Raw genomic sequence first — 13,370 nt, 5'->3', positions numbered from 1 at the left:
TCCGGTCAGATGCGGTAGCGGGCCATCGCGATCCGCGGATAGAATTTCTGAAAGGCGCGAATGGCAAGCCGGCGCCCCCGCGACGGAGCGATAGCCCGGTCAAGCGCTTCCAGACCATCGGCCCGACGTTGCGACCGACCGTTGCCCGATGTCGCGATCGCGCCGACGCACAGGCTCCAATGCCCCTTGGGATGGGGATACAGGTCAATCTCGCAACGAACGACATCATAGCCGGCGGCTTGCAACAGATTGTGCAAGCTGGCGGGGGTGAAGAAATTCACATGGGTCACCGGTTCGGACCTTGCCGGCAATTGCCGGTACATTTCATAAGGAACCTCGACATACAGGACGCCGTCGGCCGCGAGCGAGCGTCGAAGCTCCTGCAGCGTTTCCAACGGGTCGGGCAGATGCTCGACGACGTGGCTGCACAGGATCGCGTCGTAGCGATCCTGGCGGGGGATGCCGCGTTCGGTATCGGCGATCTTGCGCACCCCCGGAACAGGACGATCCGCATAGTCGACGAGGGCGCAATCGAACCCCCGATCCACGAATTTCTGCAGCAGGCGCCCGTCCCCGCCGCCGAAATCAAGCGCCGTCCGCGCCCCGTGCGAAAGGTGGCGCGACATCAGGCCAAATACCCGCCGGGCGCGCAGGGCCGTTCGTTCGGGGCGTTCCGACTTGCTGGGCGTCGCGTCACCCAAACCACCAACATAGCTATATTTGTCCGCAATATCCTGCGTGGTCGGCCTGGGTTCGTAGATCATCAGGCCACAATTGCTGCACGCGAGGAATTCGAACTGCGCCTCCGCTACGTCGGGAATCCACCGTTCGAACAATATCCGCAAAGCGTTCTTCGTCCAGCCGTGCGACCGTTCGATAGCATCACGACCGTAACGGCGTTGTCCATAGGAACGAAAATCACGGACCTTACAAGTAGGACATATCACAGGACTTTGCATCGAACCGCCTTGAAACGTTTCGGCAAGTAGAAAGGCGGGTTCGACAGAGTCCATACACAATAAGGTGTAGCAAATCCTGCTTCGGAACGGCGCAATGCGGGTGCCGGCGACCTGCACGCCGGTCCGCCGCCCCCAAGCTGCAAAAACGCTGCATCGCACAAAGCACTTGATACGTTGTATCATATTACGGTAGCGGCACGGATCACTGTACATCGGAGTCGTAGCAAATGGTCCGTGCCGCCCTGTGGTTGTCGAGCGCCGCCCTGATCCTTCCCGCCGCCGCTTTTGCCCAGAGTGCGCCCGTGCCGGCGACCGGCGACGACTATCATCGCGATGCCCCGCCCGAGATCATCATCACCGCCCCCTATGCCCGCAACCAGGCCGATATCCTGTCGGGCACCAGCGTGCTGAGCGGCGAGGAACTGACCCGCGAACTGCGCCCGACCATCGGCGAGACGCTGGCGCGCCAGCCGGGCGTATCGGCGACCAGTTTCGGCCCCAACGCGTCACGCCCGGTGTTGCGCGGCCTGCAGGGCGAACGGGTGCGCGTGCTGACCGACGGCATCGGCAGCTTCGACGTATCGAACACCTCGGTCGACCATGCCGTCGCGATCAACCCGCTGACCGCCGACCGGATCGAGGTGCTGCGCGGGCCGTCGGCGCTGCTGTTCGGGTCGTCGGCGATCGGCGGCGTGGTGAACGTCATCGACAGCCGCATCCCGCGCCGGGTGCCGACCGAACCGATCCATGTCGATGCGATCGGTACCTATGGCACTGCCGCCAACGAGCGGAGCGGCGCGGCGGCGGTCGATGTGCCGGTGACCGACAAGGTCGTGTTCCACCTTGATGGCACCTTCGGTCAGACCGACGATCTGCGGACCGGCGGCTATCTGCTGTCGCGGCCGTTGCGCGAACAGGCGGCGGCGAGCGACGAGGCGGAGGTGCGCGAACTCGCCGACCTGCGCGGGCGGCTGCCCAATTCGCAGTCACGGATGTGGGAAGTGGCCGGCGGTGCCGCGATCGTGACCGACACCGGCAATCTCGGCTTTTCGGTCAGCCATCTCGACAATCGCTATGGCGTGCCCGAACGGTTCGACGTCGCCGACCACGACCATGAAGGCGAAGCGGAGGGCGAGGAAGAGGGCCACGGCCACGAACAGGTGACGCTGCACGTCCGCCAAACGCGCGCCGACATGCGTGCCGAGGTGAATACCGGCGACGGCTTCGTCGAAAAGCTGCGCGTGCGCGGCGGCATCGCCAATTATCGTCATGACGAGATCGAGGACACCGGCGAGATCGGCACCAGCTTCTACAATCGCGGGCTGGAAGCGCGCGTCGAGGCGGTGCAGGCGGCACAGGGCGCATGGCGCGGTGCGTTCGGCGGGCAGATGTATATCCGCGACCTGAACATCGTCGGCGAAGAGAAATTCATTCCCAAGAGCGAGACGCAGCAATTCGGCCTGTTCACGCTCCAGTCGTTCGATCTGGGCGCGTTCCGGGCCGAGGCGGGCGGCCGCTACGAATATTCCACCGCCCGTGCCGCGGCCGATATCGATCTGGGCAACGACAATATCCGCCGTCGCTTCGACAGCTTCTCCGGCTCGCTCGGCGCCAGTGTCGGGCTGGCCGACAATGTCCGCTTCGGGCTGAACGCCAGCCATACCGAACGCGCGCCTTCGGCCGAGGAACTGTTCGCCAACGGCCCGCACGCCGGCACCCAGGCGTTCGAGATCGGCAATCCGGGCTTTGCCAAGGAAATCAGCGACGGTCTCGAAGCGACGCTGAAGGGGTCGGGCGACGGCTACAGCTTCGGCCTGTCGGCCTATCACAACTGGTTCCGCAACTTCATCTACGAGAATCCGACCGGTGCCGAGCAGGACGAACTGCCGGTGTTCCAGTATCAACAGGCCGATGCGCGGCTATGGGGCTTCGAGGCGGAGGCGTCGGCGCGGCTGGCGAAGATCGGCGAGACCGCGATCAACCTCGACGGCCTTGCCGACTATACCCGCGCGACGATCGTCGATCGCGGCCCCGCCCCGCGCATCCCGCCGCTACGCGTGCTGGGCGGCGTCGAAGCGCAGGGCCGGCTGGTGCAGCTGCGCGGCGAGGTCGAACATGTGACCGCACAGGACCGCGTCGCCGATCTGGAGACGACGACGCCGGCCTATACGATGGTCAACGCCTCGGTCTCATTGCGGCCGTTCGGTCGTGACAGCAAAACGACGCTGATGGTGTCGGCGAACAACCTCTTCGACGTCGAGGCGCGCCGCCATGCGAGCTTCCTGAAGGACTATGCGCCGCTCGCCGGGCGCGACATCCGGGTGACCGCGCGGCTGGCTCTGTAACCGCCTCCCCGCTTGCGGGCGGGGCGTGATGGATTTCCATCCGCCCCCGCCCACCCTATCTAGCGCGCCATGTCCCGCGCCCGCGTTCTCCTGCTCAATGCCGCGCTCGGGCCGCTCGACTACCGCGTGCCGCACGGCATGGCCGTCGAGCCCGGCTCGATCGTCACCGCCCCGTTGGGGCCGCGCCAATTGCTGGGGGTGGTTTGGGACGCCGAGCGGCTGGCGACCGAAGAGGTCGGCGACAATCGCCTGCGCCCGTTGCTGGGCGTCGCCGACGTGCCGCCGATCGCCGCGCCCTTGCGCCGGCTGGTCGAATGGACGGCGGGCTATTATCTGGCCGCCCCGGCATCGGTGCTGCGCATGTGCCTCGCGTCGAACTCCGCGCTGGAGGGGGCGAAGCTCGCCATCGAATACCGCGCGACCGGCGAGGTGCCCGACCGCATGACCCCGCAGCGGCAACAGGCGCTGGAGCGGATCGGCGAGCGGCGCGGGCTGGTCCGCGAACTGGCCGCCATCGCCGACGTGTCCGACGCGGTGATCCGCGGGCTGGTGAAACTGGGCGCGATTGAGGCGGTGTCGGTCGACATCGACCAGCCCTATGCCATCCCCGATCCCGACCATCACCGCCCCGAACTGTCCGCCGACCAGCGCGCGGCGGCGGACATGCTGACGGAGGCGGTCGAGGCCGACGCCTTCCACCCCTTCCTGCTCGACGGCGTCACCGGATCGGGCAAGACCGAGGTCTATTTCGAAGCGGTGGCGGCAGCAATCCGCCAAAACCGGCAGGTGCTGGTGCTGCTGCCCGAAATCGCGCTGACCGAACCGTTCCTGAAACGCTTCACCGCGCGCTTCGGCTGCGAGCCGGTGCCATGGCACAGCGACCTGCGATCGACGCAGCGCCGCCGGGCATGGCGCGCGATCGCCAGCGGACAGGCGAAGGTCGTGGTCGGGGCGCGCTCGGCGCTGTTCCTGCCCTATGCCGATCTCGGGCTGATCGTCGTCGACGAAGCGCACGAAACCAGCTTCAAGCAGGAAGAGGGCGTGCATTATCACGCCCGCGACGTGGCGGTGATGCGCGGACTGTTCGAGAAATGCCCGGTAATCCTCGCCAGCGCCACACCCGCGATCGAAACCCGGCAACAGGTGGCGCAGGGCCGCTATACCGAGGTCAAGCTGCCCGGCCGCTATGGCAAGGCGCAGCTGCCGACGATCGAGGCGATCGACCTGATCGAACAACCGCCCGAGCGCGGGCGCTGGATCGCGGCGCCTTTGGTCAAGGCGATCGACGAGACGCTCGCGCGCCGCGAACAGGCTTTGCTGTTCCTCAACCGACGCGGCTATGCCCCGCTGACCTTGTGCCGGTCATGCGGGCATCGCTTCCAATGCCCCAATTGCACCGCGTGGATGGTCGAGCACCGGCTGATCCACCGGCTGTCCTGCCATCATTGCGGCCATGTCATCCCCACCCCGCGCGCCTGCCCCGAATGCCAGGCGGAGGACGCGCTGGTCGCCTGCGGTCCCGGTGTTGAGCGCATCGCCGACGAAGCCGCCGCTTTGTGGCCGACCGCGAAGATCGCCATCGTCACTTCCGACACGATCTGGTCCCCGGCCAAGGCGGCCGAGTTCGTCGGCCGCATGGAGGCGGGCGACATCGACATCGTCGTCGGCACGCAACTGGTGACCAAGGGCTATCATTTTCCCAACCTGACCTGTGTCGGGGTGATCGATGCCGATCTCGGGTTGCAGGGCGGTGACCTGCGCGCGTCCGAACGCACCTTTCAACAGATCGCGCAGGTCGCGGGGCGGGCCGGACGCGGGACCAAGCCCGGCCATGTCTATATCCAGACGACCCAGCCCAATGCTTCGGTGATGCAGGCGCTGATCTCGGGCGATGCCGACAGCTTCTATGCCGCCGAGACCGAAGCGCGGCGCGAGGCCGAGGTGCCGCCCTTCGGCCGCTATGCCGCGATCATCGTGTCGTCGGAGGACAAGGGTGCGGCGGAGGCGACCGCCCGCGCGATCGGCCGCGCCGCGCCGCAGGTCGATGGTTGCCATGTCTATGGTCCCGCCCCCGCCCCGCTGGCGATGTTGCGCGGCCGGCATCGTTTCCGCCTGCTGGTCCACGCCACCCGCGCGCTCGACGTGCAGGACGTGCTGCGCGACTGGCTGGACGGCGTCGAATGGGGACCGAAGGTCCGCGTCGCGGTCGACGTCGATCCGTACAGTTTCGTTTAGAGCGGTTTCCGATCAGGTTGGATCACCGGCACGGAGGTGATTTTGGTTCGGGGCGAGGCGCAAGGAGGGAGCGATGCCGAAGCATCGTGACCGACGAAGCAACGCTGCCCCGTGCCGAAATCACCCCGCCGCGTCAGCGGTCGCCCGTAGGGCGATGACGGTGGTTCAAGCTGGTCGGAAACCGCTCTAGGACACCGAGCCGCGGCCATTCCGTACCCCCGCGCAGGCGGGGGTCCAGAGCCAAGCAGAACAACGGTCTGCGTATGTGGTTCTGGATCCCCGCCTGCGCGGGGATACGGCCTGTGAAGTCGACGCGCCGCACCCCCTTGCCCCCGGCACCGGTTTCGCCGAAACGGCGGCGGTCATGGTTACCAACGCGAACCCGTTCCCGCGATTGCTGACGCTCTGGCTAGCGGCGCTTGCCGCTTTGCTGGTCCTGTCCGCCCCCGCCCGCGCCGACGACGTATCGGCGGCGGCGCGCGGGGTCGTGCGCGTTGTCGTCATCGCCACGGTCGATGGCGAAATGGTCGATGTCGAACACGGCACCGGCTTTGCGGTCGCGCCCAATCGCGTCGTCACCAACGCGCACGTCGTCGAACTGATGGAACGCTATCCCGGCGATACCGTCGTCGGCGTCGTCCCGTCCGAAGGCGACCGTTCGTTCGAAGGGCGCGTGGTGCGCATCGACAAGTCGCGCGACCTGGCGCTGATCGAGGTGAGCGGCGTCCGCCTGCCGCCGCTCACCCTCTATACCGGCGGTGTCGGCGAAGGCGACTCGGCGATCGCGCTCGGCTATCCCGGCAATGTCGACCTGGCCACCGCGCGGTCGGTCGACGATTTCGTCACGCCGACCGCACCGGTCCGGTCGCAGGGCGTGCTGTCGGGCAATCGTCGGCTGGAGGGGACAGCGGTGCTGGTTCACACCGCCAACATCGCGCGCGGCAATTCGGGCGGGCCGCTGCTCGACGCCTGCGGCCGGGTGCTCGGCGTCAATTCGGCGCTGACCCGTGGCGAAGAAGGCGATGCCAGCTTCGCCTTCGCCATTTCGGACGGCGAACTGATCACGTTTTTGCGCGAGGCGGAGCAGCAGGTTGCGACCATCGCCACCCCGTGCCTGACGCTGGCCGACGCCGACGCCCGCGACCGCGCCGACGCCGAACGCCAGAGCGTCGAGGACCGCGAACGCACCCGCGCCGCCGCCGAACGCGCGCGCGAGGAACGCGCGACCGCGCTCGAACAGGCGCGCGCCGACAATACCGAGACGCGCGAGAACATGATCGCCGCCGCCGCATTGCTGCTGGCGTTGTCGGTGCTGGCGACGGGCGGGGCCGGGCTGTTGCTGACGCGCGGGCAGAAACGCGAGGCGAAGTTCGCCGCGATCGGTGGCGCCGTGCTGTTTGTCGGTGCGATCGCGACCTTCCTGCTCCGGCCCGATTTCGATCCGGCCTCGATCGCGTCCGCCGACGAATCGGGCAATACCGCTGCGACCCGCGTCACGCCGCTGTCGGGGCCGCTCGAATGCACGCTGGTGCCCGAACGTAGCCGGATCATCCTGTCGCCGGTCGAAACCGTCCGCTTCGACTGGCGTGCCGATGGCTGCATGAACGGCCGCACCCAATATGCCGAGGCGCCGGGCGGCGGCTGGGAACGCATCCTCGTCCCCAGCGAGGACGCGACCGTGTCGGTGCTGCGCTTCGATCCGGTCAGCGGCAGCTACACCAACAGCCGCTATCTCCTGTCCGCCGAATCGATGGACCGCGCCCGCACGCTGCGCGGACAGGTGCAGCAAAAGGCATGCGCCGCCGACACCGGCGCACGCGCCGCGCTGGCGACGCAGCAATCGGCGATTCGCACTTCGCTGCCGCAGCAGGTGAATGAACGGCTGGTCTATCGCTGCACGGCGGCGAAGTAGTTTAAGACATTTTCACGCGAAGGCGCGGAGACGCGGAGGGTTGCGCTCATCGCGCCGTCGCATGCGATCGGGAGAACCGGCCCTCGGTTGCAGCGGGCAGTAGAGCCTGATGATAATAAGTAGAAGCGTTCATGCTGAGTAGGGGCTGAGCGAAGTCGAAGACCCGTATCGAAGCACCTTCCCCAGAAGGTCCTTCGATACGCCATTTCGACAGGCTCAATGGCTACTCAGGACGAACGGATTGGCCTCATGTCATCATGCTCTAGGCCGCTGGCGCGGGGGACATTGCAACGAACGTGCCCCCTCCGCGGCCCCGCGCCTTCGCGCCTTCGCGCGAACCGGATCTGCTTCCTGCTTCGTCTGCATCACCCCCCGTTCAGCTTCGGCACGAATCGCATTGCGCCGCATCCTCGCCGCAAAGCTTGCGAAATCGTGACACCGATGCTAGCGGCCCCACGACCCATCGGGGGCGCATGGGCCGGTCAGCGGCGCGACACTTGTTCGCGACGGCGGTTGGGAATGCGGCCCCCTTTCATGCATGGGACGATGAATTGACCCCTGACAAGGACGCGCGCGTGGAGACATCCAGCGGAACTACTGGCGGTGGCATGATCCAGGCGAGCCTGGGTGGCCGCTATGCGACCGCGCTGTTTGACCTCGCCCAGCAACAGGGCCAGCTTACCGCGGTCGAATCGAGCCTGAAGACGCTGTCGCAGGGCATTGCCGAATCGCCCGATCTGGCGGCACTGGTGAAAAGCCCGCTGATCGGTCGCGCCGATGCCGCGCGCACCATCGTCGCGCTGGTGCCGGTGCTGGGCCTCGACCCGCTCACCGCCAATTTCCTCGGCGTGCTGGCGCAGAATCGTCGTCTGGGCGATCTGCCTGCGATCATCCGCGCCTTTCGCGAACTGGCGGCGCGCAGCCGTGGTGAGACCAATGCAGAAGTGGTCTCGGCGCATCCGCTCGACGATTCGCAGGTCGACGCGCTGCGCCAGCAGCTGCGCCACCGGGTCGGCCGCGACGTCGCGATCGACCTGAAGGTCGACCCCACTCTCCTTGGCGGACTGGTCGTGAAGATCGGCAGCCAGATGATCGATAGCTCGATCAAGACCCGACTGAACACGCTCGCGCACGCGATGAAAGGCTGAACATGGATATCCGCGCCGCAGAAATCTCGAAGGTCATCCGCGACCAGATCGCCAATTTCGGCACCGAAGCGCAGGTTTCGGAAGTCGGACAGGTCCTGTCGGTCGGTGACGGCATCGCCCGCATCCACGGGCTCGACAACGTCCAGGCGGGCGAAATGGTTGAGTTCGGTGGCGGCATCCAGGGCATGGCGCTGAACCTCGAAGCCGACAATGTCGGCGTCGTGATCTTCGGCTCGGACTCGTCGATCCGCGAAGGCGACACCGTCAAGCGCACCGGCACCATCGTCGACGTTCCCGTCGGCAAGGGCCTGCTGGGTCGCGTCGTCGACGGTCTCGGCAACCCGATCGACGGCAAGGGTCCGATCGTGTCCGAACAGCGCGCTCGCGTCGACGTGAAGGCGCCGGGCATCATCCCGCGTCAGTCGGTTTCGGAGCCGATGCAGTCGGGTCTGAAGGCGATCGACGCCCTCGTGCCGGTCGGCCGTGGCCAGCGCGAACTGATCATCGGCGATCGTCAGACCGGCAAGTCGGCGGTGGCGATCGACACCTTCATCAACCAGAAGACGGCGAACGCCGGCTCGGATGAATCGAAGAAGCTGTACTGCGTCTATGTCGCGGTCGGTCAGAAGCGTTCGACCGTCGCGCAGCTGGTGCGCACGCTCGAAGAAAACGGCGCGATGGAATATTCGATCGTCGTCGCCGCGACCGCGTCGGACCCCGCGCCGCTCCAGTATCTCGCGCCGTACACCGGCACCGCGATGGGCGAATATTTCCGCGACAACGGCATGCACGGCCTGATCGTGTTCGACGATCTGTCGAAGCAGGCCGTCGCCTATCGCCAGATGTCGCTGCTGCTGCGCCGTCCGCCGGGCCGCGAAGCCTATCCGGGCGACGTGTTCTATCTGCACAGCCGCCTGCTTGAGCGCGCCGCCAAGATGTCGGACGCCAATGGCGGCGGCTCGTTGACCGCGCTGCCGATCATCGAAACCCAGGCGGGCGACGTGTCGGCCTATATCCCGACCAACGTGATCTCGATCACCGATGGCCAGATCTTCCTCGAAACCGACCTGTTCTTCGCCGGCATCCGCCCCGCGATCAACGTCGGCCTCTCGGTCAGCCGCGTCGGTTCCGCCGCGCAGACCAAGGCGATGAAGAAGGTCGCAGGGTCGATCAAGCTCGAGCTGGCCCAGTATCGCGAAATGGCCGCATTCGCCCAATTCGGGTCGGACCTCGACGCGTCGACGCAGAAGCTGCTGAACCGCGGCGCGCGCCTGACCGAGCTGCTCAAGCAGGCGCAGTTCTCGCCGATGCCGTTCGAGGAACAGGTCGCGTCGATCTTCGCCGGCACCCAGGGCTATCTCGATCAGGTCGCAGTGAACGACGTGACCCGCTACGAGCAGGCGATGCTCGCCGACCTGAAGGCGAACCACCCGCAGGTGCTCGCCAAGATCCGCGATACCAAGGATCTGGGCGACGAGGCGAAGTCGGGCCTGAAGGCCGCGCTCGACCAGTTCGCAAAGAACTTCGCATAAATCAAAGCCCTCTCCCCTTCAGGGGAGAGGGTTGGGAGAGGGGAAGCGCGGGACGGCCGAAGTTGCCACTCCCGCTCTTCCCCGCCCTCTCCGTGCAAGCCGGGAGGGAGTAGGGAAGACAAATGGCTAGTCTCAAGGCCCTGAAACTGCGCATCGGCTCGGTGAAGTCGACGCAGAAGATCACCAAGGCGATGAAGATGGTCGCCGCCGCCAAGCTGCGCCGTGCGCAGGAGGCGGCCGAGGCCGGTCGTCCCTATGCGAGCCGCGTCGAACAGGTCGTCGCCAGCCTCGCCAGCAAGGTGCAGGTCACCGAAGGTAGCTCGCCGCTGCTGGCCGGCACCGGCAGCGATCAAGTCCATCTGTTCGTCGTCGCGACCTCGGACAAGGGGCTGGCCGGCGCGTTCAATTCGAACATCGCCCGTCTGGCCCGCCGCCGTGCGCTGGAGCTTCAGGAGCAGGGCAAGACCGTCAAGTTCCTGACGATCGGTCGCAAGGGCCGCGCGGTGCTGGCGCGTCAGTTCCGCGACGGCTTCGTCCATGCGGTCGAACCGGGCGATCTCGGCAAGCTGACCTTCGCCGATGCGAAGGGTTATGCCGACGACCTGATCCGTCGCTTCGAAGCGGGCGAATTCGACGTCGCGCACCTGTTCTATGCAACCTTCAAGACGGTGCTGACGCAGGAACCCACGGAACAGCAACTGATTCCGGTCAAGATTCCGACCCCGTCCGTGGCAACTTCGCAACCTTCCGCCGACGCGGTCGTCGAATATGAGCCCAGTGAGGAAGCGATCCTCGACAGCCTGTTGCCGACCAATATCGCGGTGCAGATCTACCGCGCGATCCGCGAGAATGCGGCGTCGGAACAGGGTTCGAAGATGACGGCGATGGACAACGCCACGCGCAACGCGGGCGACCTCATCAACCGTCTGACGATCGAATATAACCGCACCCGTCAGGCCGCGATCACGACCGAGCTGGTCGAAATCATCTCGGGCGCCGAGGCGCTGTGATCCGCGGAGCCGTCCTGCTGGCGCTTGTCGCCATGCTGGCCGGCTGTGGTCAGCCCGCTGCCGACAAGGCGGCGGAGCGTCCGCGCGCGACGCCGACGCCGTTCGTCACCGGTGGCTGGGCAACGGTGTTCGGCGATGCGCCGAAGACGATCGACCTGCTGAACGGCATGGGCTTCCGCCTGTCGCCCTATGCAGCGGTCGAGGGCGGCATGGAGGCGACGGCACAGCCGACGCCGATGGCCGATCCGTCGATCAGGCCGGTCAACACCGCCAATCTGACGGTGACCGGCGATGCGCAACGCATCGGGAAGCTCGCCTTCTCGCTCGACATCGTGAACCTCGATTCCAGCCCGTTTGCGAAGGAACAGTTCGCCCGCTGGGTCGACCGCCCGCTCGCCAGCCTCGGCCTGCCCGGCCGCGAGGAAGTGGAGCGCGGCATCATGACCGAGAGCCCGACATCGGCTAAGGTCGCCGGTGCCGATTATCAGATTACCCGTACTCCGATCGACGGCGGACGCCGCCTGATCGTGACCTTTACCCGCCCCGCGACGGGGACCGAACCGAGGAAGCAGTGATGGCAACCGCCGCAGACACCTACGCGCCCCAGGGCAGCACCAACAATACCGGACGGATCGCGCAGGTCATCGGCGCGGTCGTCGACGTCGCCTTCGACGGCGAACTGCCCGCCATCCTGTCGGCGCTCGAAACCGACAATAACGGCAACCGCCTCGTCCTCGAAGTCGCGCAGCATCTGGGCGAGAACACCGTCCGCACGATCGCGATGGACGCCACCGAAGGTCTGACCCGCGGTCAGGCGGTGCGCGACACCGGATCGCAGATCCGCGTGCCGGTGGGTCCCAAGACGCTCGGCCGCATCCTGAACGTCGTCGGTGAGCCGATCGACGAGCGTGGCCCGGTCGGTGCGGAAACCACCGCCCCGATCCACGCATCGGCGCCGCTGTTCGTCGACCAGTCGACCGAAAGCGCGATCCTCGTCACCGGCATCAAGGTCATCGACCTGCTCGCACCCTACGCCAAGGGCGGCAAGATCGGCCTGTTCGGCGGCGCGGGCGTCGGCAAGACGGTGCTGATCCAGGAACTGATCAACAACATCGCGAAGGGCCATGGCGGCACGTCGGTGTTCGCGGGCGTGGGTGAGCGGACCCGCGAGGGCAACGACCTGTACCACGAATTCCTCGACGCGGGCGTCATCGCCAAGGATGCCGAGGGCAATCCGACGAGCGAGGGATCGAAGGTCGCGCTGGTATACGGCCAGATGAACGAGCCGCCGGGCGCCCGTGCCCGCGTCGCGCTGTCGGGCCTGACCATCGCCGAATATTTCCGCGACGTCGAAGGGCAGGACGTGCTGTTCTTCGTCGACAACATCTTCCGCTTCACCCAGGCGGGTTCGGAAGTATCGGCGCTGCTCGGCCGCATCCCGTCGGCGGTGGGCTATCAGCCGACGCTGTCGACCGACATGGGCGCACTGCAGGAACGCATCACCTCGACCAACAAGGGGTCGATCACCTCGGTGCAGGCGATCTACGTCCCCGCCGACGATTTGACCGATCCGGCGCCGGCGACGTCGTTCGCCCACTTGGATGCGACGACCGTGCTCAACCGCGCGATCTCGGAACTCGGCATCTATCCGGCGGTCGATCCGCTCGATTCGACCAGCCGCGTTCTCGAACCGCGTACCGTCGGCCAGGAGCATTACGACACGGCGCGCGCCGTGCAGTCGCTGCTCCAGCGCTACAAGTCGCTGCAGGACATCATCGCCATCCTCGGCATGGACGAACTGAGCGAAGAGGATAAGGTCACGGTCGCCCGCGCCCGCAAGATCCAGAAGTTCCTCAGCCAGCCGTTCCACGTCGCCGAAGTCTTCACCGGCATCAGCGGCAAGTTCGTCGCGTTGGAAGACACGGTGAAGTCGTTCAAGGCGGTCGTCGAAGGCGAATACGACCACCTGCCCGAATCGGCCTTCTACATGGTCGGCGGCATCGACGAAGTCGTCGCCAAGGCGCAAAAGATGGCACAGGACGCCTGATGACGGCGCTGCGCCGCGAGGATGCCGTGAACGACGTCTGTCCCTGGTCGGCCAAGCCGATCAGCGACGACGCCCTGACGGTGTATCGCGGCGCGGTGGTCGGCTTCTGCAATCCCGGCTGCCGGGACAAGTTCGATGCGGCCACCGCCGCGTTCGACCGCGCGATTGAAACGAGACCCTGA

Annotated in this window: 10 protein-coding genes; 9 read left to right on the top strand and 1 reads right to left on the bottom strand. The window is 66.4% G+C overall.

The genetic code is table 11. The features are described 5' to 3' along the window. Positions 1–5 precede the first annotated feature (5 nt). Complete coding sequence (locus AAIO73_RS17175; RefSeq protein WP_345879644.1) at positions 6–845, bottom strand: class I SAM-dependent methyltransferase; 840 nt, start codon at positions 843–845, stop codon at positions 6–8. Positions 846–1,186: 341 nt separating this feature from the next. Here AAIO73_RS17175 and AAIO73_RS17170 point away from each other — a divergent pair, with 341 nt between their 5' ends. The 9 genes from AAIO73_RS17170 (at position 1,187) to AAIO73_RS17130 (ending at position 13,370) form a co-directional block, all read left to right on the top strand. Beyond that, a complete protein-coding gene (locus AAIO73_RS17170; RefSeq protein WP_345879642.1) occupies positions 1,187–3,304 on the top strand; it encodes a TonB-dependent receptor in 2,118 nt (705 codons plus the stop codon). A 69-nt stretch (positions 3,305–3,373) separates the two neighbouring features. Continuing rightward, complete coding sequence (locus tag AAIO73_RS17165) at positions 3,374–5,539, top strand: primosomal protein N' (RefSeq protein WP_345879641.1); 2,166 nt, start codon at positions 3,374–3,376, stop codon at positions 5,537–5,539. Between the two features lie 265 nt (positions 5,540–5,804). Further along, a complete protein-coding gene (locus AAIO73_RS17160) occupies positions 5,805–7,451 on the top strand; it encodes a S1C family serine protease (RefSeq protein WP_345879638.1) in 1,647 nt (548 codons plus the stop codon). 608 nt (positions 7,452–8,059) lie between these two features. Further along, positions 8,060–8,599, top strand: a complete 540-nt coding sequence (locus AAIO73_RS17155; RefSeq protein WP_345879636.1) for a F0F1 ATP synthase subunit delta — start codon at positions 8,060–8,062, stop codon at positions 8,597–8,599. 2 nt (positions 8,600–8,601) lie between these two features. After that, positions 8,602–10,131 carry a F0F1 ATP synthase subunit alpha gene (gene atpA / locus AAIO73_RS17150; protein WP_345879634.1) on the top strand — a complete coding sequence of 510 codons (1,530 nt, stop codon included), beginning with the start codon at positions 8,602–8,604 and terminating at the stop codon, positions 10,129–10,131. Between the two features lie 122 nt (positions 10,132–10,253). After that, positions 10,254–11,141, top strand: coding sequence for a F0F1 ATP synthase subunit gamma (locus AAIO73_RS17145; protein WP_345879632.1), 888 nt, complete (start codon positions 10,254–10,256; stop codon positions 11,139–11,141). Continuing rightward, positions 11,138–11,716, top strand: a complete 579-nt coding sequence (locus tag AAIO73_RS17140; protein WP_345879630.1) for a hypothetical protein — start codon at positions 11,138–11,140, stop codon at positions 11,714–11,716. Before AAIO73_RS17145 ends, AAIO73_RS17140 begins: the two co-directional genes overlap by 4 nt. Beyond that, positions 11,716–13,188, top strand: a complete 1,473-nt coding sequence (gene atpD, locus AAIO73_RS17135; protein ID WP_345879628.1) for a F0F1 ATP synthase subunit beta — start codon at positions 11,716–11,718, stop codon at positions 13,186–13,188. Before AAIO73_RS17140 ends, atpD begins: the two co-directional genes overlap by 1 nt. Beyond that, positions 13,188–13,370 (top strand): eL24 family ribosomal protein, encoded by a 183-nt coding sequence (locus AAIO73_RS17130; RefSeq protein ID WP_055758524.1) that lies wholly within the window; start codon positions 13,188–13,190, stop codon positions 13,368–13,370. Before atpD ends, AAIO73_RS17130 begins: the two co-directional genes overlap by 1 nt.

The sequence above is a fragment of the Sphingomonas epibiotica genome (genome assembly GCF_039615155.1).
GTDB lineage: Bacteria > Pseudomonadota > Alphaproteobacteria > Sphingomonadales > Sphingomonadaceae > Sphingomonas.
Note: the sequence above shows the minus strand (reverse complement) of the source record. Positions and strands in the feature narration are given on the sequence as shown.